At 48.8% G+C, this 20076-nt stretch carries 26 protein-coding genes and 2 tRNA genes; 6 read left to right on the top strand and 22 right to left on the bottom strand.

Annotated features, from left to right (window positions below):
- The first annotated feature begins 50 nt into the window (after nt 1-50).
- Genes FDZ78_RS12850 through FDZ78_RS14690 form a run of 3 tightly spaced genes read left to right on the top strand, consistent with a single transcriptional unit; the run spans nt 51 to nt 2229 of the window.
- Nucleotides 51-1142, top strand: coding sequence for an HK97 family phage prohead protease (locus FDZ78_RS12850; protein ID WP_168181969.1), 1092 nt, complete (start codon nt 51-53; stop codon nt 1140-1142).
- Between the two features lie 25 nt (nt 1143-1167).
- Entirely contained in the window at nt 1168-2049 is an 882-nt protein-coding gene (locus FDZ78_RS12845) for a phage capsid protein (protein WP_136408278.1), read from the top strand.
- Nucleotides 2050-2061: 12 nt separating this feature from the next.
- Nucleotides 2062-2229, top strand: coding sequence for a hypothetical protein (locus FDZ78_RS14690; RefSeq protein WP_168181967.1), 168 nt, complete (start codon nt 2062-2064; stop codon nt 2227-2229).
- A gap of 465 nt (nt 2230-2694) precedes the next feature.
- Here FDZ78_RS14690 and FDZ78_RS12840 read toward each other — a convergent pair whose 3' ends face one another.
- The 19 genes from FDZ78_RS12840 to FDZ78_RS12745 all read right to left on the bottom strand — a co-directional run bounded on the left by FDZ78_RS12840 (nt 2695) and on the right by FDZ78_RS12745 (nt 14768).
- Nucleotides 2695-3909, bottom strand: a complete 1215-nt coding sequence (locus tag FDZ78_RS12840) for a ParB N-terminal domain-containing protein (RefSeq protein WP_137426210.1) — start codon at nt 3907-3909, stop codon at nt 2695-2697.
- A gap of 262 nt (nt 3910-4171) precedes the next feature.
- Nucleotides 4172-4876, bottom strand: coding sequence for an ATP-binding protein (locus tag FDZ78_RS12835; protein ID WP_136408702.1), 705 nt, complete (start codon nt 4874-4876; stop codon nt 4172-4174).
- The gene (locus tag FDZ78_RS12830; protein WP_136408701.1) at nt 4788-5603 is read right to left on the bottom strand and encodes a hypothetical protein; all 816 of its coding nucleotides are present in this window, start codon (nt 5601-5603) and stop codon (nt 4788-4790) included. The genes FDZ78_RS12835 and FDZ78_RS12830 overlap by 89 nt, the downstream gene beginning before the upstream one ends.
- Nucleotides 5600-6049, bottom strand: a complete 450-nt coding sequence (locus tag FDZ78_RS12825; protein WP_124076659.1) for a VRR-NUC domain-containing protein — start codon at nt 6047-6049, stop codon at nt 5600-5602. Before FDZ78_RS12825 ends, FDZ78_RS12830 begins: the two co-directional genes overlap by 4 nt.
- A gap of 189 nt (nt 6050-6238) precedes the next feature.
- Entirely contained in the window at nt 6239-7975 is a 1737-nt protein-coding gene (locus FDZ78_RS12815) for a DEAD/DEAH box helicase (protein WP_136408699.1), read from the bottom strand.
- Between the two features lie 2 nt (nt 7976-7977).
- Nucleotides 7978-8553 (bottom strand): hypothetical protein, encoded by a 576-nt coding sequence (locus tag FDZ78_RS12810; protein WP_124076600.1) that lies wholly within the window; start codon nt 8551-8553, stop codon nt 7978-7980.
- A gap of 54 nt (nt 8554-8607) precedes the next feature.
- The gene (locus tag FDZ78_RS12805; RefSeq protein ID WP_136408698.1) at nt 8608-9024 is read right to left on the bottom strand and encodes a hypothetical protein; all 417 of its coding nucleotides are present in this window, start codon (nt 9022-9024) and stop codon (nt 8608-8610) included.
- Nucleotides 9024-9587, bottom strand: coding sequence for a DUF3127 domain-containing protein (locus FDZ78_RS12800; protein WP_124076598.1), 564 nt, complete (start codon nt 9585-9587; stop codon nt 9024-9026). The genes FDZ78_RS12805 and FDZ78_RS12800 overlap by 1 nt, the downstream gene beginning before the upstream one ends.
- Entirely contained in the window at nt 9580-10674 is a 1095-nt protein-coding gene (locus FDZ78_RS12795) for a hypothetical protein (RefSeq protein ID WP_136408696.1), read from the bottom strand. Before FDZ78_RS12795 ends, FDZ78_RS12800 begins: the two co-directional genes overlap by 8 nt.
- On the bottom strand, nt 10671-11459 hold the full coding sequence (locus FDZ78_RS12790) for a hypothetical protein (RefSeq protein WP_136408695.1): 789 nt from the start codon (nt 11457-11459) through the stop codon (nt 10671-10673). The genes FDZ78_RS12795 and FDZ78_RS12790 overlap by 4 nt, the downstream gene beginning before the upstream one ends.
- A 116-nt stretch (nt 11460-11575) precedes the next feature.
- The gene (locus tag FDZ78_RS12785; protein WP_124076771.1) at nt 11576-11854 is read right to left on the bottom strand and encodes a demethylase; all 279 of its coding nucleotides are present in this window, start codon (nt 11852-11854) and stop codon (nt 11576-11578) included.
- Complete coding sequence (locus FDZ78_RS12780; protein ID WP_136408694.1) at nt 11847-12254, bottom strand: zinc-finger-containing protein; 408 nt, start codon at nt 12252-12254, stop codon at nt 11847-11849. The genes FDZ78_RS12785 and FDZ78_RS12780 overlap by 8 nt, the downstream gene beginning before the upstream one ends.
- Complete coding sequence (locus tag FDZ78_RS12775; RefSeq protein ID WP_136408693.1) at nt 12238-12471, bottom strand: DUF3276 family protein; 234 nt, start codon at nt 12469-12471, stop codon at nt 12238-12240. Before FDZ78_RS12775 ends, FDZ78_RS12780 begins: the two co-directional genes overlap by 17 nt.
- 415 nt (nt 12472-12886) lie before the next feature.
- Nucleotides 12887-13093: a hypothetical protein gene (locus FDZ78_RS12770; protein ID WP_240743517.1), complete on the bottom strand. Its 207-nt coding sequence runs from the start codon at nt 13091-13093 to the stop codon at nt 12887-12889.
- 46 nt (nt 13094-13139) lie between these two features.
- A complete protein-coding gene (locus tag FDZ78_RS12765; protein WP_124076704.1) occupies nt 13140-13358 on the bottom strand; it encodes a hypothetical protein in 219 nt (72 codons plus the stop codon).
- A 20-nt stretch (nt 13359-13378) separates the two neighbouring features.
- Nucleotides 13379-13453 (bottom strand) — tRNA-Ile (locus tag FDZ78_RS12760).
- Nucleotides 13454-13756: 303 nt separating this feature from the next.
- Nucleotides 13757-13822: transfer RNA gene (locus FDZ78_RS12755), tRNA-OTHER, on the bottom strand.
- A 68-nt stretch (nt 13823-13890) separates the two neighbouring features.
- The gene (locus FDZ78_RS12750; RefSeq protein WP_136408692.1) at nt 13891-14385 is read right to left on the bottom strand and encodes a hypothetical protein; all 495 of its coding nucleotides are present in this window, start codon (nt 14383-14385) and stop codon (nt 13891-13893) included.
- A 26-nt stretch (nt 14386-14411) separates the two neighbouring features.
- Nucleotides 14412-14768 (bottom strand): hypothetical protein, encoded by a 357-nt coding sequence (locus tag FDZ78_RS12745; RefSeq protein WP_136408691.1) that lies wholly within the window; start codon nt 14766-14768, stop codon nt 14412-14414.
- 163 nt (nt 14769-14931) lie between these two features.
- Here FDZ78_RS12745 and FDZ78_RS12740 point away from each other — a divergent pair, with 163 nt between their 5' ends.
- The 3 genes from FDZ78_RS12740 to FDZ78_RS12730 all read left to right on the top strand — a co-directional run bounded on the left by FDZ78_RS12740 (nt 14932) and on the right by FDZ78_RS12730 (nt 16799).
- Nucleotides 14932-15294, top strand: coding sequence for a helix-turn-helix domain-containing protein (locus FDZ78_RS12740; protein ID WP_135472283.1), 363 nt, complete (start codon nt 14932-14934; stop codon nt 15292-15294).
- Nucleotides 15291-16016, top strand: a complete 726-nt coding sequence (locus tag FDZ78_RS12735) for a hypothetical protein (protein ID WP_136408690.1) — start codon at nt 15291-15293, stop codon at nt 16014-16016. Before FDZ78_RS12740 ends, FDZ78_RS12735 begins: the two co-directional genes overlap by 4 nt.
- Nucleotides 16017-16166: 150 nt before the next feature.
- A complete protein-coding gene (locus FDZ78_RS12730; RefSeq protein ID WP_123400449.1) occupies nt 16167-16799 on the top strand; it encodes a C40 family peptidase in 633 nt (210 codons plus the stop codon).
- Nucleotides 16800-16963: 164 nt separating this feature from the next.
- Here the strand turns inward: FDZ78_RS12730 and FDZ78_RS12725 are convergent, their stop codons facing one another.
- The 3 genes from FDZ78_RS12725 to FDZ78_RS12715 all read right to left on the bottom strand — a co-directional run bounded on the left by FDZ78_RS12725 (nt 16964) and on the right by FDZ78_RS12715 (nt 20060).
- On the bottom strand, nt 16964-18208 hold the full coding sequence (locus FDZ78_RS12725; protein ID WP_124075946.1) for a DUF1015 domain-containing protein: 1245 nt from the start codon (nt 18206-18208) through the stop codon (nt 16964-16966).
- 63 nt (nt 18209-18271) lie between these two features.
- Nucleotides 18272-19546 carry an adenylosuccinate synthase gene (locus FDZ78_RS12720; protein WP_107033053.1) on the bottom strand — a complete coding sequence of 425 codons (1275 nt, stop codon included), beginning with the start codon at nt 19544-19546 and terminating at the stop codon, nt 18272-18274.
- A 37-nt stretch (nt 19547-19583) separates the two neighbouring features.
- Nucleotides 19584-20060: a Fur family transcriptional regulator gene (locus FDZ78_RS12715; protein WP_107033054.1), complete on the bottom strand. Its 477-nt coding sequence runs from the start codon at nt 20058-20060 to the stop codon at nt 19584-19586.
- Nucleotides 20061-20076: the final 16 nt, after the last annotated feature.

Raw genomic sequence — 20076 nt, 5'->3', positions numbered from 1 at the left:
GTTTTGCCGTTATGGCATTAACGGCCAATTTTGCGCCAAACATTACGACAATGGCAAACGACACAAAAACAACAACTTTCATACTTTCGGACGAGTCACTGAACTCTTACGGCTTTGTGGTTCAGACAGCCGGAATCGACACGGCTCAGTTTGAACGTAACCCGGTTATGCTCTACATGCACGACCGCGAAAGCGGCGTTGTTGGCCGCTGGGAGAATATCCGCAAGGATGGCACCAAGCTAATCGCAGACGCGGTTTTTGATGAAAGCACCGAGTTGGGCGCAAAGATTAAAAAGCAGGTTGACAACGGTTTTTTGCGTTGCGTGTCAATCGGTATCGACAATGTGACGCAGGAGGATTTGAACAACGTTCAGACGGTTGTCAAATGCCGTTTAATCGAGGCTTCGATTGTGGATATACCGAGCAACGCCAACGCCGTGAAACTCTTTCGCCGCTCCGGGTCGTTCACCTATCGGCTCTCCGATCTCAACGACAACGCCTCCGATGCGTTCAGAACCGCCGTAATTGCCGCGTTAGGGCTTGAACCGGGCGCGAGTGATACCGAGATACTCCGGGCGATAGAAAAGGCCGTAAACGGCACGGAAAACGCCGAGGAACTGCTAAACAACGCCGTAGCACGCGGATATATCGACCCGGCGCAACGCGAGAACTTCCGGGCGATGGCGAACGGCAACCGCCGCGCCCTCATGGCGTACATAGACACCCAACGAAATACCGAGGCGAAAGAGATAGAAACAATGCTCAGAACCGCCGCCGGAACGTCAAGGATATTGAGTTACGAAACCGACCTTTACCGCCGTATCGGTGAGGCGATGGGGGCGCGTACGCTCCGCGAACTGCTTGATACGCTGCCCGGCCCGACAAAACCGCTTGACTTTATCAACCGAGGGAACGGGCGCGAGGGCTGGGGATTGCGCGAATACCGCAAGTTTGCCCCTAAAGAGTTGCAGGACAACCCCGATTTATACGCCCGGTTAGTCAAGGAGGAGACGGGGCGCAGTGTCGAGCCTCATTCGCTTGAATGGTATCGGCGCAACAATCCCGAATATCTCAAAGAGCACCCCGAAATATATCGGGAACTACTTGAAAAAGAGCGAGAACAGAGAAAAAGAAACCAATAAAAACCACCAACCCCCAAAACGCTGAATGGCATTAAACAAAGAAGTCTGGATTAACCAGATAATGGAGGGTTTTTACCCCGATGACAGCTTTTTGCAGAAAGCAAAGGATTTTTCCGGCTTTGTGGAAAATGACCGTCTGCACATTGCAAGCGCGGGAATAGACCCCAAAGTGTTGATTAACAACACGACATATCCTATTAAGACGGTCGAGCGCGAGGACGATGACAATGAAATCGTGCTTGACAAGTTCGAGACCGAAAACACGCTTGTGCGCCGCCCCGAGGCTATCGAGTACAGCTATGACAAGCTCGAAAGCGTAATCAGTCAGCACCGCGCCACACTCCGCAAAAGCGTGGCGATGAAAGCGATACACGCTTATGCGCCAACCGCCGACACGACCGACACTCCGGTAATTCATACAAGCGGACTCGCCACCGCCGGGCGCAAGCGTCTGACATTCGCCGACATTCTCGCCCTTAAAGAGCGTTTCGATGACGCAGACATACCGCTGACCGACCGCTACATTGTGTTGCACCCGAAACATGTCACCGACCTGCTTTTGCAGGACACGGAACTGTTCAAGAACCTCACCAACATCAAGGACGGCAAACCGTTTCAGTTCGCCGGATTCGGTTTTTATTCATTCGCGCAGATGCCCGTATATTCTGTCAAGGACGGCGCACTTACAAAAGTGGCGTTCAACGCCGTAAAGCCTGCAAACGCGCAGTTCGCGTCCGTGGCGTTCTATGCCGGGGAGGTGATGAAAGCGGACGGCGAAATCTATATGTATTCCAAAGAGGATGACCCAGGCGAACGCGCCACAATCGTGGGCTTTGACAAGCGTTTTGTCGCGCTGCCTATCCGTGGCAAGGGTATTGGCGCAATCGTAAGCGCATTAACCGAATAAAATACAGACACAATGCACGAGAACACCAAACGCAGAATACAGGCGGTCAAGAAACTGGCCGCAAAGCATTACGAGGAGGGCAATCTCGCCAAGTGCCACAAAAGCGTTTGGCGCAGGTTCATTCTCCCGGTCTACGGCATAGGTTACAGAACCTATCTGAGCTATCTTAAAACCGAATAGGACGCCAACCACATACCTACAACAAACGCGGCAACCACAGCGGAGCGCGGCGGCAATCTCAACCGATGCCGCCGCGCTTTTTCAGTCCCGAAACCGGGCAAATTTGGCCGTGGAACAATTTAGCAGCGCAATTATTGCCTGAATAGCAAAACCGAGGAGGGGACTATTTCTAAAACGCTGATTAAACAAGGCTTAACCACATAAAACGGCATTTTTAGTCCGTTTCGCACTCCAACTCAAAAAATGTACTTTTCGTTTTTTGGGGGTTTGTACCGCTTTTGTAAGTGTCTGAAAATCAATACTTGTTTTGCGGTACTAACTTTTTAGAGTTGTACCGCTAATTTTTTTAACGGAATTTCGGAAAATTGGTCGCAATGTAAACTATATCAAACGATTAGGCGATTTTTTTAGCGGTACTAAAGCGGTACTTTTGATTTTGCTAAATTGCACTTTTCGTTTTGCCGATTATACTTTTTTCACATACCATCGCTCATGCTGGAGGTTGGGAGACCGCCAATCCATGAGGTTGAAACAACGATAAGCCTGACCAGTTTTGAGGAAGTCTTGGGTTCTCTCGTCATCAAGGTCATAGAAGCAACGGCTTTGGAATACTTTGTCGGGATCAACAACTTCATAGCCACGTTCAGCGATTTTCTCTTTGAGCAGGGTGATTAGTTGTCTGATGTCAGAGTTATCACTGACATAGTTCTCTCTTATGCAGAGAACGGTTTTGCCAAATTCAAGCGGCTCACCAGCTTTCACGAGATTGTCGCCGATGAGGTCAATCTCTCGGAGCATATAAGCCAATGTCTTTGCTTGGAATTGGGTCCGGTCAGTGCATCGCCCGGCATCCTGACTTTTCATTTCCCAGAACAGACAACCGTGATTGGAGGTGTTGTATTGACACTCGGAACATTTACGACCACAACCTCCTTCAAAATCCTCGTCAGCCTGATTGTCGCTCTTATACCATAGCGACTGCTCTATTGTCATGAACAGGTCATTGACAAAGTTCTGAGCGTTTGACTTTGAATAGCCTTGATAGTGATTGGAGTAAACTGAATAAAATCTCCGTTGGTCCTCATCGTCGAGTTTGGCGATGAGCATTGCCGCCGAAATGCTCATCTTGTCATCTTTGACGGCAAGCATGAGTTCCGGAATGAGGTTGTTGAGTTTTACGCGATCCTGAACAAATCGGATGGATTTGCCAAAGCGGACAGCAACCTCTTCAGCGGTTTTACCCTTTTGAATGAGTTGGTCAAAAGCGAAAGCCTCTTCAATGGGGTCAACATCTTTGCGCTGAAGATTCTCGGTGATCATCGCTTCAAATGCCTCGTCATCGTCCATCTCTCGCACAATGGCGGAAATTTCAGAGAAGTTGTTGATAGGCTCACCATTGGAATCAGTGAGATTCCTTTCACTCCATCTGTCGTAGAGTTTGCTGAAAGCACGGAAACGGCGCTCTCCGCAAATGATTTCATACTCGGGGTGGAAGTCGGCATTGCCATCTACTACGGCAAACTTCGTCTTGTCTGCAATGGGCCTAACGGTGATTGGCTGGAGTAAACCCTGCTTCTCGATGTTGTCAGCCAACTCTTGCAGCTCATCCTCGTCAAATGTTTTGCGAGGGTTCATCGGTGATGGAGACACCAATGAAAGTGGAATTTGTCTTATTTCCATAGTTGGGTTTATTGGTTTGACTTTTAATTAATTATACTGTAAAGATAGCCATTAATTACGAGATATGAAAATATATTGTTCACCATTTTTTAGTTATTTTTGCGGCATTATACCAAAGAATCCGCGCCGGGCGCACTCTTCAAATATATCCTTGTCTTCCGGCTTCACCTCAACAGGGCTCCAGCCGTTAAGCGTGGTGTAACTCGGCATATTGAACCGCTTGCGGATGGCGGCAATAGCATTCTCGTCTTTTGTGGTCCACCTAATTACTATTTTTTCGGGTTCGGTATGAGTCATTAGTGAAAATGATTGAGGTTAGCATTTCCCGGAACCGGTCAATGATGCGATCGCCATATTTCTCTTTGAGAGCGTCAACCTCAAGGTTGGTTGTGATGATGGTCATTCGTTGAGCAGCATAACGCTCACTGATGATGTCAATGATGGGAGTGTGAATCATCCCATAGACCATCACCTCTTTCGGCTCTTCTCCAAGGTCGTCTATTATCATCATCGGCTCAGTAAACAGCCTGCCATATTCATCGTACTGCTCCTTGAACTTCTCGCTTGCGGCACATAGCCGGCAGATGTTTTTTGCCGTGTAAAGCAACATCCTCTTGCGCTTGGAGTAACCTTCCTCACGTTCCGTGAGATAACCGATAAGCCAGGCGATAGCCTTTGCAAGAGTTGTTTTGCCGTTACCACACAATCCGCACAACAATAGACCTGGAGTGGATTCCGGATTGACGAGCCATTGAGCGGCGGTGAGGATATGGGCGCGAGTGTCTTCATCACATTTGAAAACCCCTCCGCGATATTCAACCTCCGCTTTCATGGCGGACATGATAGCGTTGGCGCAGTCTCTTTCGGAAATTTCAAGACTAAAGCGTTCCCTTGAAACCTTTTCGGCTTGTAGCAGTCGGCTCAGTCCCTCGACGTCCCGAAAATTTATCTCCTTGCTCACTTTCATTTGGTGTTATCCTTTCTTTTTGTCGTTTCTCATCATCAAGAATCCAAGAGTTGGCCCGACTGTCCCAATGGATGATCCGGCGGTTGTACTTGTCTCTCCAGTCAACTGCATTGAAATTGTCGTAGAATCGTCGGGCGGACTCTTCCCAATTCTCCAGCCTCTTGTCGGCATCTCGGCTGAGGAAATATTGCAGAACCTCTTCGAGTGTCGGCGGCGGTGGTGGGTCTTTTGATGCCTTAGGCTTTTTCCGGGCCGCTCGTTTCTCTTCCTCCGCAAACAATGAGATTTCCGTTTGGATTGGCGCCGCGCCATCTCCGTTAGGAGATTTATTTGTTTTAGTTTTAGTTTTATTATATGCGGGCGTGTTAACGGGCGTGTTTGCGGTAGTGTTTACGGTATTTTTTACCTCCAAAAAATTCCCCCAAGGAAAAACCCATCCATTTTCAGTCTTTTCCGGGAAACAATACATCGGTGCGCTCTCCCTCTTTTTCCCTTTCTTGAACTCTATTAAGCCGCGCCCGCCGAGCTTGTCTCTGATAGCACGAAAGGTCTTTTCATTCATCGCCATCAGCGCGACTGCCCGTGAGTTGGAGAGGGAGAACGGATTTTGCCATCCTAACTTGTTGCATATATCCAGCAATCTGAAATATACGCAAGCCTCCGAGGGAAGAAAATCCTTCATCTCGACCTCCTGCCAAAAGCGGTTAATTAATTCAATATAGTTCATCGATAAAGTGGATACTTATTGAGAGCTTCAGTAATATACTTTTGAGAGTTGATTTGAAGATAGGAGCAAACAGCCTGTATAAACTCAATGAGTCCGTGGCACACTACATAGGTGCTGCCATATTGCTCAACGAGAGCCTGCCACTCCTTTTGAGCGGTAGACTGTGTCCCGGCACTACTACCTTTTTTCTTTGGAACTTTCATCTCAATACAAAGGCTCGATTTCCCGCCTGACGGATAAAGCAGGATAATGTCGGCAACACCTTTGACTTGTCCCTCATATACCATCTGTGCGCCGGCACGGGCGCCGCGCCATCCGCCGTTAGGTACGGCAAAGAGAAGATTGCCGACATGAGGAAAAGTCTGCCGGAACCAATTCACACAAATATGCTGTATCTTGGATTCCGAGTAACCTTGCTCAGTTTTTGTTATTTCTTGTTCTGTCATCGTTAGGGTGGTCTGTGTGCTTGTCGCACTCGTTCATAAGCCGTATTATTGTCTTGCATCTTTCCAGATTAGAGTCTTGTTTGTCAAATGTCGCTATGCTCTCCCAGTCGGGCCCGAAGAGCACCCCATCAGTAACCCAATGTAGAATATGAACCTTGCCATTCTTTTCAAGTAGTTTGTATCTCTTTTTCATATTCTGTCTTGGAACAGGTTCATTGTGATGTTGAGCATGTCCTCTTCAATTTGGGTGGTGGTACCCGTAACCTCGTTGGCTATGTCTTTCTTTGTCTGAATGACCTGATACATATAGCGGTCGATGGTCTTATCTCCGAGGAAGTAGTAGCAGTTCACAGCGTTCTTTTGTCCGTTGCGATGGGCGCGATCCTCTGCTTGCTCGCAATCCGAATAGGTCCAGGGGAACTCGATAAATCCGACACGGCTTGCAGCCGTCAGTGTCAGTCCAGTACCGCCGGACTTGTAGTTGAGGATTATGAGCTTGCATTCAGGGTCGTTCTGGAACCGGTCAACGGCATTCTGCTTTGCTTTGATGTCATCGGAACCCGTAACTGTTACGGCATCGGGAAACTCTTTTTTCAGAGCCTCGACAACCTCTTTCAGATATGCGAACATGATGAGTTTTTCCCCTCCGTCTATGACATCATGGATAAACTCGGAGACGGCTTTGATTTTTCCTCTCGCCGCAATCTGTTTGAGGATGCCCATCTTTACCATCACCTGACCTCTCATGGCGCGTGCCACTCTGTCATCACTCGCATTCTTATACTGACGGAGATATTTGATAACATCATTCTCGGCATCGTCATACTCTTTGCGGTTGGTGATGTCGCAGGTGATATACTGCCGCATCTTGTCGGGGAGTTGGGTCAACACCTTTGCTTTCTCTCTGCGAAAGAAACAGCACATCCATAGGCGGTAATTCAGCTCTCGGAGATTGGAGGATTGTTTGGGACCGTCGCAGAAACGGCCGACAAACTGCTTATAGCCTCCGAAGTCATCAAGCCTGCCGAGGATTTTGAGCTGCTGGATAAGGTCGGTGTTGTTATTGACAACAGGCGTACCCGTTAGGGCGAATATCCATTTTTTACCCTTGCAGATACCCTCGACATACTTTGACTGTTGCGTCTTGCTTGACTTGCATTTGTGGCTCTCGTCAATGATGATTGACTTGAACAGCTTGATGCGATCATCAAACACGATGGAGCGGAGGGTCATTCGGGCGTGGTCTTTGACATCAACAACAAAGAACTTTTTAAGGCTCTCATAGTTGGTGATGAACACCGGAGCATAGGGGTCTCCGTCACCTCGCCTCAACTCATAAAGTCTCTCCCAACTGTCGCGGTTCTTGTCATCGAGGATAACGGCATTGATTCCGGCAAACTTCTTGAACTCTCGTTGCCAATTGACTTTGAGAGCCGCAGGACATATAACCAGGACCGGGAATGTGTCGCCATAGATATTAGCCTCCTTGTGCGCTTTGACAACAGAGCATATCGCCTGAAGAGTCTTGCCCAAGCCGGGCTGGTCTCCGAAGATGCAACGCTGATGATCCAAGGCGTAGCGCACACCCTCCAACTGATACTCGTATGGATTGAGCAGCATATAATGTTCGCCGGAGAAGTTTTTCATCGGCGGAATCTCATACACTACATCGTGGGTCTCGCTACGCCTTGAGATGTTAGAACAAAAGCGTTTGGCAACTGCCCATTGAGCGAAAGCCTCTACATACCACCGAGCATCACGCCCGGGAGGATAGCAGATACTTTCCTTTTTCACGATCCACTCCTTTTCCTGGGCATCCCATCTCGGACTGCTCGGCACACGCTTAATGGTCGAGACGAGGTCTTTGTGGTAGTCAAAGGAGAGGCGGAAAGTGTTGGGCGTTTCGGTAATATATATTGGTTTCATTCTTACGCTACATTTTCGGCAGGCTGTTCAACAGGTGGAGCGTCATTTGTTGGCTCGGCTCCCGCAAAGGGGTCATCGGGATCTCCATCAAAGAGGGTAGCCTGAACTACCTCCCACTTGCGGTTCACAATATACTCCTTGACCTCATAGATGAGGTTTTGCACCGCCAAGTCGAACTCGTCGATGTGTTCCCACTCAAATGTCTCGGATTCCATCTCCACGCCAGGAGAGTTGAGGTTGAGAATCCGTGAGGTGATGAGGGTTCGTCTGCCGGTCATGGTGATGATGCGGTTGTTGTCATCACCACCGATGCTGAGACCCGTTACATCGAGCTTGCGGAGGAGGTCAACATTCTCGGCACTTTCAAGATTGTCCCAGTTGATGTTGTCCGCTTCCTTCTGCTCGGTAAGGTCGGCAAAGTATGGGACCAGAGCGGCGAGTGCAACCTTGAGGTCATTGTGGCATTTGTTCTTACCTTTGAGGGTAATCTCGTTGCCATCGGCATCAATGTAGGATGCCTCGATACAGCCTCCCTTACTCAGTTTGGCTTTTTTAATTCGGATGTCTGAGGTTTCCATTTTTTTGAAATTGTTAATAAAAAAGCCGGGCGGTCATTAAGACTGTCCGACGAGTTATCTTATTCTGTATTCCGATATGAACGTTTGATAGTTCCTATCTTCGGGGAGTGGGAGCATGATGCCAAATTCCGTGGCGGCATCCGCTTTGACCTTTTCCAGATAGTTTGTCATCTGCAAGGTGTTGAGGTCGGTTGTACTGCCGGGGACCCGATACCACCTTTTACCGACAACAACATCACGGCTCAGATACTTGGCCTTATAGTAGTCGTGAAAGTCCTCTTTGGGAGTTCCCGTAGCCTCTTCCATACACTTGTACCACATCCACATCAATGAGTTCTGGGATATGGTACGAGGTTGAGTCTTTCGTACTATCTTGACCACATATTCTCCGTTACGGAGTAGTGAACACATAAGGTCAAAAGTCTTATCCATTGTCACTACTCCGTTACGTTTGGTGAGATTGGCTTCCATCAGTGGGGAAACGGTAGGTCATTCACACCCGGCGAGGATGGTTGACTGTATGGCTGCTGTGCCGGAGCCGCCACGGGCGCGGCCGCCGGCGCGGGTTGTGGTGCATACTGTTGAGGTTGCTGTGGATAAGCAGGAGCGGCAGGCTGTTGAGGATAGCCACCAGGCATGGGAGCTGCTTGATAGCCGGGAGCCTGCTGATACTGCGGTTGCTGAGGATAACCGATAGGCATGGGGGCCGGGGCGGGCGCGCTCTGCTGTTGAGCCTGATAAGGAGAAACCGACTGACCCCTGACGGAGTTGTAGATGCGGTTGTTATACTCTCGGCCGCTCAGAAGTCCATCCACGTTCACACGCATACCGGGATAGACACTGTCAAGTTGAGCCATCTTGTCGCCGGTGAACTCGATTGAAACGAAGTTGGCATAATGCTTGCCATCCTTATCCCAAGAGTCATCAATGATGAGCTCTCGTTTGCAGAACGGCTGACCGCCGGATCTGGACTCAATCTCAATCACCGGAGTAACCGAGTGAACCAGGGCGTTTGTTGCTGAAAATTTAATCATTGTCTTTGAGTTTTATTGTGAAACTGCCCTTTTTGGCTTTTGATGAGGCATATTTCTTGTATAGTTCGGGATGATCCTTTTTGAATGTTTTGGTGTCAAAGGAGGTTGAAACGCTGTCGGCTCCGATTGTGGCACTGAATGTGCCAAAATCAAAAGACTTCACTTTATGCTCGGTCATGGCGGCTCTCAATGCTGTTTTAGCCTCTTCAAGTTTCGCCTCTGCATCCTTATATGTTTTCAGAAGTCTTGTGAAATAATCCACTACATCGGGGGCAACTATCGGAGTTTGCTCTTTGACTTCGGCAGGGAGAGTCGAGCCGATGCCGAACATCGACAAATCGGGATGGAAATAGACCGGCCCATTGTCGCTGAAAAAATAGGTGGTTTTAAGGAGTTCCTGAACCAACTCCGATGGCTTGCGCTCTATAACCCAGAACGCATCGGCATCGGCTTTCAGCCAGTTGCAAGCCAGCCCCTCCACCTTTAGTCCGGGGTTCTCTGCCTCAAATAACTCTGCGTAGATTGAGAGCTGCCAGGAGAGGTATTCTTTGAGGGCATCTTCACCGCTATTGAAATAGTTGGCGTTGTAGTAGCCGCAAAGCGGATAGAGTTTGATGTTGTTAGTCTTGGTATCGACAAGCCATATACCACCCGTTTTCTCGTACTGCCAAACATTGTCTATCTGCGAGGCGTAGCGCACATTGTCGGAAACAGTTAACTCGTTGGCAAGAGGTTTGAACCCGTTGAGGTGTCGGATATATGCCTCAAGTTCTGAACTCACATCCCACGTCTCATCAACATAGGAAATGTTATCACGCTCCCGGCATCCGTAGCGAGTGTGGACTATCTGAGTAGTCTGCTTGATACCGAGTTGGTCATAGGTCTGAATGGCATGGTGAACGGCGGTGCCGCGACTTCCGGCTCTTGGAATGATGAAATCTTTGACGTGCTCACTTGCATCGGGATATACACCCAATCCGAGGATTGAGTGTATAAGTCCCGTGATGCCGAGCAATCTCTTGCCGTCGAGTTGATAGCTGTGGCTATCCTCGTCGAAGATTACAGGGGATTGTTTGAACTGCATCATTTTGCGGAGGGATTTTTGATAGCGTTGATTTTTGCACACGCGGCTTTGTAGAAGTCAGTGCCATTGCTTGTCAACGCAGGAGATATTTGTGCCCATTTCTGCCAGCAAGCCTGAAATTCTGCCTCAGTGGTGGTTGCGTTCATTTCCTGAATGGCTTGGTTGAGCTGTGCGCCGGTGAACGCCATCGCTGAGGTGCCTTGACTTTGCTGAGGATGTTGGTTCTGATTGGCATCTTCTCTTGTGGATGCCTCATACTTGCTCTCATTATGCCCTGACGCTTTGGGACCATACCAGATATTGCCTCCGATTCCGAGCGGCTTCATGGCGATTGAGAGTGCATCGGTAAGAGCCATCTTGTAGCCCTCATCATTCACATAAGCACCCTTGCTCTCCATTGATACGATGGCAGAACCTCCACTGCCGGGTATAGGCTCACTCCACTCTTTTGTTTCGGGATCGCGGACAAAGAGATTGACAACGCAGAAACACTTGACCTCGTTTCCGTAGGTCTCAGTCCACTGCTTTACAATTTCGTATTTCCAGCCGAATCCGACAGGACCGAAAATCTCGGTCATTCTCTTCATGCGCCACATCGGATTCACATCGGACATCCCTTTGAGTCGGCCTGCTCTGATTGGTTTGAGCGCGTCTGCCGGAACCTCGCATCCTTGCGAGTAGAAGCGGAGGTTGTTTTCGATGATTGCCTTAGCCTCTGCCTCGGTTTTCATCTGAGCATCGTTGACCTCTTGGTCTTGCTCAACTTTTGGTTGTTTTTCCTTTGCCATATAGGTAGGTTTTTATTGGTTTGACTTTTAATATCATTGTTTCTGATATACAGTAAAGTTAGTCATTTTTAGCGAGTTACACAAACGCATTGCCCGCCATTTTTACGCCTTAACATTTACTGACATTTGACTCCGAGACGAGGAGCATAGAAGCTGAAATTCTTACGCTCAACATCGGCATCTTGGGGATACCAGGTGGCTTGTGCCGCCCATTCATAAAAGCACTCCTTACAATACCAATGATTATGGACTGCAATGTAGACCCCTTTATCAGAGGGGAGGTATGGTCTGCCACACCAATCGCAGATGCAGATGTCGGAGCCGACAGCATTCATCAGCTCACCAGCGGTACATTCTATAAGGAGAAACTTGCCGCGTGTTATTTGTTTAGCCATCTTCTCTGATGTATTTAAGAATTGTGTTTGACAATGAGATTACTTTCCGGCACATATCCTCATCGAACATTCCTATGTGAGTTTGCTCTATCGGGAGTCCGAAAGCAACGGACAAGACCTCATAAGCGGCAGTGCGTGGAAGATAGCCGTCTTTCCAGATGGGGTCAAAAGCCTCGTGAGCCTGATGCTTCAGTTGTCGCAGTTCTTTGTTTGCGACTCGGCCGAGTGCTTTGTCCGAGTTCTTATGACAGCCGACCCACACTCCACACGGTTTGCAGAGATAGCACTTGGTACCGTATGATCGCCCGTAGATTTCCGTGTCGTCAACGAGTTTTGTTGGAGAACCACAATACGGGCAACTCCAGCCGAGAAGAACAATCGGGTCATCCTTGAGTGTCATTTTTAATATGGTTTGCAACCTCGGCAAATGCCTGGGCGAATTGGTCCACGTTCTCTGCATGGAGGAAGATACACTGCCTTTTCTTTTTGCCTGGCGATTTGTCGGTAGGTATTTCCGAAATGGAAATATACGGCTGACCTTTGCGGTCGTTGTGCGCGTCGATGTAATAGACGCGAGTTCCGGCGCTGATGCGCTTGGAGATTGTTGGCTTATCCATTTTGATGATGTGTTTTGATGATGTAGTTGAGAGAGCAGGAGTCGAACCTGCTTGTAGGCTATTTAGCGGCCGCGATTATTCACCTACGCCCGGTTCAACCCGGGGGACACTCACCAAATGTCAGTCTCTCATGTGAAAAAACCGGACTATCTTCACAGACCATCCGGCGTTAATGATATTATTCTAATTTGGGGTGTGGCCGGTATGGGAATCGAACCCATGAGGGCCGATGGCTCCATCGGTTATTTCGCTCCTCACGCCTCCAACACGTGAACTTTACCGACCAAGTGGCCGAGATTACCCGCTCGGCTATCGGGGTTTGATTAAAGATGATGCCACGACCCTCACGGGCACTCAAGGCAATCTATTGATTCTTATAATGAAAAACACCCTCACGGGCTACTATGTGGTAAGTTCATTTGTTTCTCATATTCCGGCAATGTCGCAGAACTTGTGCAGCATTGCATTTCCATTTGCTGTTCTGGGCGTTGCATCCCTTTTCAGCATCAATTTCGCCGGCGGCAATCAAGTCCTCTAACTTCTTTACACCGCCAACGATTTTTGCAGCCGTATCTTTGCAGAATGTCTCACGCTCCATGACGCGAAATATATTCTCAAGCATGATCTCCGCAGGGTTGACCGAAGTTACAAGACATCTTCCCATAGGCTTACGCGGTTCTTGTAACAAGGACACATTTATTGTCAATGTCCTTTTTGGTTTTCCACTTTCGACCCTCCATTGTTTCGGCTACAAGTGTGGTGCCGGGAGAAGTGCGAATTGAATTGTAATTATACTTGGGGACAGGAAACTGAACGACATCGCCTATCTCCATATTTCTAAGCTCTTCAGCTATGCCGAGAGTGGCTACTTTAATAGTCTTATCCATATTCGTAGAATTTGAGTTAGGAACGGTGGGCGGACTTGAACCGCCGACCTACGGATTATCATACCTCGTTGCTCTACCAATTGAGCTACACCGTTCTGATATATTTGCCGGTTGTTTCGCGTAAAAATCATAGTTGCTTACTCCAACCGGGGATAATCGTTAATAACCGGTCCATTTGCCACGGGCGGACACGACTCAACCCGCCATCCGTCATTGTTCGGCATAAGCTCGGATGGTTCTTTCTTACCGTGGCACCGACCCGTCTCAAAGTGTCTTTCACCTCTCGGCATACTCGAATGCTTCTTTATCGGCTACCACTCATCGCTGATGTTCCGGCGGTCTCCCGTCCAGCCATCTCAGCGGAATTTCAGACTTGTCAAGGTACTCTTCTTTGGTTGCGAGAATGGCAGGATTCGAACCTGCACCTTCGGTTCCTTCTTGTGCTACCGTTACACCACATTCTCCAAGGCTTGCGCCTTTCGGTTGATTTGCAACTCAACCGGCCTTATAGGTTGGTTTGACTTTGGCGGGGTTACTCAACTACCGCGTTGAGCAGGGTGCGGAAGGCTTTAACGCTCTCTTCCAGACGGGTTCGCTTGGAGACCTCTTCCTGCCACCATTTGTAGTAGCTTTCTTTGTCCTTGCGAACCGAGTTGAGATTATCTTCGCAGGCATCAAGACGAGTCTGTAGACTGGTCGCAACCTCTTTGTCGTGTGCTTTCTCTTCAAGCAACTTGTGGATGATGGATTGGAGGATGCAGGACGGTGTTACTTCGTCGTCGATGATTTCTCCCTGGCACTCATCGTGGAGGATGATGGGGTTGATGTGGAAACTCAGACCCTCGGTGTCGATGAACTTGCCAATCTCCCTAAAGGCTTCTTCCTCTCCCTCTTGGGGAGTTACTACAATGGTGAAGAGTTTGGGGAAGAATGATGCGTTGATGGTTGAAGTTACAACCTGAGCGGCGAGAGCGTTGTAAGACTCTGCATTGAGTGCTTTGTAGCAGTAAGGGGTTAAATTTGCCATACTTTGTTGGGGTTATTGGTTTGACTTTACTTATCAAGGTAGAGGGTGATGATGGTAGAGAGAGCCGAGATTGTGGCGTTCTGGGCAAGAGTGATTACGCCAGCCTCGCCGATCGCTTTGGTTTCAATCTGATGCTTGTGGAAGCGGATATAATTCTCGGTTGTTTTGTAGTCCGATTTTTCGGATACCTCTTTTGCCAGATTGAGATAGCCGAGGGTAAAGGCGGCTACGTTGAGGCTGACGGACTCTTTGCGGAAATCTTCGGGAGAGATATTGAACTTCTCCATCTCGCGGACGGATGATGAAATTGCCTCCCGATACTCCCCGATGAGGGTATCAAGGTAGTTGCGGAGGTTTTGGAGTTTAGTCTCGTTTGGGGTCATCTTGCTTATATTTTGTTGATTATGTTCTTGCTCATCTCAATCAAATTCGCTAATTTTGTAGTGTTTGATTGAAGATGATGCAAAGTTAGCCCATTTGAGCTAATAATGCAAATTATGTAGGCTCGTTTGGGCTAATTTTTAGAATTATTAACATTTAGGTAATATGGACATTCTTACCCGTCTAAAGGAAATCGTTGCATATAGCGGCATGTCGATTCGCGCACTTGCCATAAGAAGCGGAATACCTCAAAAGACCCTTGATAACCAGATTAAGGGTCTTAGAGGTATCAGTATCGAAACAGTTGTAAGCATTCTTCAGGCATATCCTGAAATCTCTGCTGAGTGGCTGCTAAGGGGCAACGGTGAAATGCTAATAAGAAAAGAAGACAACTCAGAGGACATAGCGCGTATAAATGGTCTTGTGGATACAATCACTACTCTAAACGATGCCCTCAAATCCAAATCAGAAACTATCGCCATGCTCAAAGAGCGTATTACTCAACTTGAAAAACAAATCGGAAAATGAAATACTTATATTGGACAATCGGGATATTAAGCATCTTTCTATATGGATGCTCTTCTGATGATCCAACGCCGATGGCACAAGACAAATGGCTTGTTGAATATCAAGCATCCGGAATATCTGTTAACCCCGAATGTATAAATGACTATTTACGATGGTGTCAAGAAAATGAGGAAATAATGACATATTCAATCCCAGTTCGCAATATGCCATCATTTTCGTATGAATCCACTTTAATTATAAAGTGGTTAGAATATGTAAATACCGAGGAGGAAGCAAAATTCAAAACTGAATCTTTCAATACTTTGATTGGCAAAGCAGATAACTCTACTTTAGGAGCATCGTATAGAAAATTCAATCCTCAATTTACAGGACCGTGGAGGATAGTGTATCTGGAATCTTTCTCTTATATACACAGTAATAGTGAAGATTTCAACAAATGGTATGATGAAAACATTCAGAATATGATAGATGCGTCATTTCTTGTATCCGAGCCGAATTATCACTGGGAATATCCTTCTCCCCAAGCAGCATCTGATTTCTATGGCAAGAGTATTTGTGGAACACTCCAATGGTCTGTTGTGATTCCTAAGGCATCAGAGCATGAACTCCAAGAATTAACCAAGCGATTTCAATCATTCTCAATAATTGGTAAAACTAAAAATCAATATGACACATTCGTAGCAGATTATGGACCTGTAACATCCTCAAAAACATTTCCGTAAAATTGTCGGCACGGAATTAAGACCTATTGAAATTACAAGATTTTCAGCCGACTACGCAGAAGTACGACAAATTTTTACTAATTTTGCAATGCAATTCAGAAATGGAGGCCACAGAGGCCGATAAATGAAATTAAGAATCATCAACAAGACATGAAACAATATATAGTGACTGCAATGGCAACACTCCTGCTCCCGCTCATGTGTTCCATTCAGACTAAAGCAGAACAGAATCCCACTCCCTTCAAGCTTCCGGCAGCCCACATAGAGTTGTTTAACGCGGCATCGGGCGTAAGCGGAGATGCCATCAGCGCCCTTCAGGCATTCTCGCCTTTCACTTCAGAAGAAAGTGCAGAGGAGGAGTTTGATTCAGATCTCATCGGCAAGATGACCGATTACGCTGCAAAATTTCTCGGCACACGCTATCGTCGCGGAGCTTCCGGCCCTTCGGCTTTCGATTGCTCAGGTTTTGTGGGCTACGTGTTCAAGAAATTCGGTTTCAATCTCAGCCGCTCGTCACGCAGCCAGTACACCGAAGGAGAAAAGGTGAACACCGAAGATCTCCGTCCCGGTGACCTGCTCTTCTTCTCAGGCCGAGCAGGAGGCAAGAAGACCGTTGGCCATGTGGCAATGGTGGTCGATGTCAAGGAAGACGGCTCATGCACATTCATCCACGCATCGACATCGCAGGGCGTGACCTACCAGCGTTTCCCCGACGGCGGTTACTACTCCAAACGCTACATCGGAGCCAAGCGGATCATCGGCGTCAACAGCCCGACAGCCTAAAACACGACTCTCATAAAATACACACTATAACAACCATAGTTTTATCATATCAGACATAGCCAACAAAAAATCTCACAAATCCGCGACGGATCTGTGAGATTTGTTTTTTTATTGCCCTTGGCAGTCAGGCCGATCGGTCTGACTGCCAAGGGTGATTGGCGGTATCAGTCGAGTTTGTGGATAACGAGGCCTGAACGGAGTTTAGGTTCGAACCAGGTTGTCTTCGGAGGCATGATGTTGCCGGTGTCCGCGATATCCATCAGTTGCTTCATCGACACTGGATAGAGAGCAAGGGCCACAGCCATCTCTCCGGAGTCGACACGCCGGCTGAGTTCGCCGAGGCCGCGGATGCCACCCACGAAGTCGATGCGCTTGTCGCTGCGGAGGTCGGTTATGCCGAGGATGTCACGCAGAATCAGATCGCTTGAGATGGTCACGTCAAGCACTCCGATGGGATCATTGTCATTATAGGTTCCGGGCTTGGCTGTGAGCGAATACCATTTTCCGCCGAGGTAGAGCGCGAAGTTGTGGAGCTCCTGGGGGCGATATTCGTCAGCGCCCTTTTCTTCGACTATGAAGTTTTCGGCCACACGGTCGAGGAACTGCGCGGGGGTGAGACCGTTGAGATCTTTCACCACACGGTTGTAGTCGATGATGTTAAGATGCGAAGCGGGGAAAGCCACGGCAAGGAAATAGTTATATTCCTCTTCGCCGGTATGCGCGGGATTGGCCTGGGCTTTCTCATGCCCCACCAGTGCTGCTGCTGCTGAACGATGATGGCCGTCGGCGATATATAGATAAGGGATCTTGGCAAACTCTTCGGTAACGCACTGAATCATAACCGGGTCACTGATAACCCAGAAGTGGTGGCCGAAGCCGTCAGGAGCAGTGAAGTCATATTCAGGCTCGCCGGCAGTGACAGTGTCGATGACTTTCTGCAGCGGTTCGTTGTCAGGGAAAGCGAAGAACACCGGTTCGACGTTGGCATTGTTGATGCGGACATGCTTCATGCGGTCTTCTTCCTTGTCACGGCGTGTAAGCTCATGCTTCTTGATGCGTCCTTCCATGTAGTCAGCCACATTGGCAGCCACAACGATGCCGTACTGAGTGCGGCCGTTCATGGTCTGGGCATAGATGTAGTAGTGGTCCTCTTCGTCCTGGACCAGCCATCCGTTGGAACGGAAAGCGTTGAAGTTTTCAACGGCCTTTTCGTAGACCTTGGGGTCATGCTCGTCTGTTCCGGGCTCGAAATCAATCTCAGGCTTGATGATGTGATAGAGCGAGCTGGGATTTCCTTCGGCCTCATGGCGGGCTTCTTCGGAGTTCAGAACATCGTAAGGACGGGATGCGACGCGGGTGACCATTTCACGCGGGGGACGAATCCCCTTGAACGGTTTTACTTTTGCCATGTGTTTTGGTTTTTGGTTTAAGGTAAGTTGTATATTGTCACAAGGCGAGGAGAAAGGCCCCTGTCAGGCCTTTCTGTCGCGTATGATTGTCTGTTTTCTGTCAGGACCGATTGACACGATGGTGATCGGTGTGGCAAGTTCCTTTTCAAGGAAGTCGATATAGTCTTTGAACTGCTTCGGGAACTCCGATTCACTCTGCATTCCGGTCATGTCGGTCTTCCATCCGGGAAGAGTGGCATAGACGGGTTCGATGCTTTCGTCGATCGAGAATGGGAACTGGGTTGTCTCGCGGCCGTTTATGCGATAGGCCACGCAGGCTTTGATTTCGTCGAAATCGTCAAGTACGTCGCTCTTCATCATGATGAGCTGGGTCACACCGTTAAGCATGATGGCATAGCGGAGAGCCACGAGGTCGATCCATCCGCAGCGGCGTTCGCGGCCGGTAACGGCGCCGTATTCATGACCGAGGTCGCGGATGCGTTTTCCGGTGGCATCAAAAAGTTCTGTGGGGAAGGGACCGCTGCCCACGCGGGTGCAGTAGGCTTTGAAAATGCCGAACACTTCTCCGATCTTATTGGGAGCCACACCGAGTCCGGAGCATGCACCGGCGCTGATTGTGTTGGATGATGTCACAAAGGGATATGAACCGAAGTCAATGTCGAGGAGCGTGCCCTGAGCTCCTTCGCAGAGCACACTCTTGCCTTCGGCAAGAAGCTGGTTGATGAGGAATTCGGAGTCTACAATGCCGAAGCCTTTGAGATAGACAATGGCGTCCATCCAGGTTTCTTCAAGCTGTTCGAGATTGTCAGGGGTGGCACCGAGCGATGCGAGCATTTCGAGATGACGCTGGCGCAGAGTTGAATATTTTTCCTTGAAGTTGTGGAAGACATCGCCGAGACGCAGGCCGTTGCGCGAGATCTTGTCGGTGTAGGTCGGGCCTATGCCCTTGCCTGTGGTGCCGATCTTTTTGCCGCCTTTGGCTTTTTCATTGGCAGCGTCGAGCAGACGGTGGGTCGGGGTTATGAGATGAACTTTTTTCGAGATCTTCAGGATGGAGCGCAGATCAACTCCGCTTTTTTCAAGTTCCTCGGCTTCCTGCTTGAAAAGCACGGGGTCAAGAACCACGCCATTGCCGATGATATTGATCTGGCCATGCTGGAAAATGCCTGAGGGAATTGAACGGAGCACATATTTCTTGCCTTCGAACTCTAAGGTGTGGCCGGCATTTGGACCACCCTGGAAGCGGGCAACTGCATCGTAGCGCGGGGTCAGCACATCGACCACCTTACCTTTCCCTTCGTCGCCCCACTGGAGACCGAGAAGCACGTCAACTTTCATGATTTTACTAAGTTCTATGATTTATACTGTGTGATGTTTATTTTTCTTTTGCTGTCCGGCGGGCCCTCCCTACCCCACGGCACCGCGAACACAGACCGTGGATATAAAGGTCGAAACCGCTCATGACGAACGACGGATAGCGCCGTAGCTTGATGAGTTTGGTGAGTTCGGCATCGCGGAGCTCGCGGGTGCGGCCGCAACGCGAACAGACAAGGGTGAGATGCTCGTAGACACGCGAGGCGCATTCGTAGGTCTCTACGCCGCCCGATGAAGGACGATGTCTGACCACCGAGGCTGCTTCAAGAAGTTTCAGAGTGTTGTAGACAGTAGCCTGGCTCAGCCGAAAGTCACGGCCGGAAAGCTCTGTGAGCAGGTCGGCTGGTGTAAACGGACCGCGTGCATCCATAACTACTCCAAGAATCGCCAGACGTTCGGGAGTACAACGCAGGTGACGCTCAGAAAGATACTGACGCAGACGGCTTTCAGCCTCGCTTTTTCGCTTTTCCTCGTTCATCAATCGACAAAATTAC

Source organism: Duncaniella sp. B8 (assembly GCF_005304985.1).
GTDB classification, from domain to species: domain Bacteria; phylum Bacteroidota; class Bacteroidia; order Bacteroidales; family Muribaculaceae; genus Duncaniella; species Duncaniella muris.
This window is presented reverse-complemented; position numbering and strand designations above follow the sequence as displayed.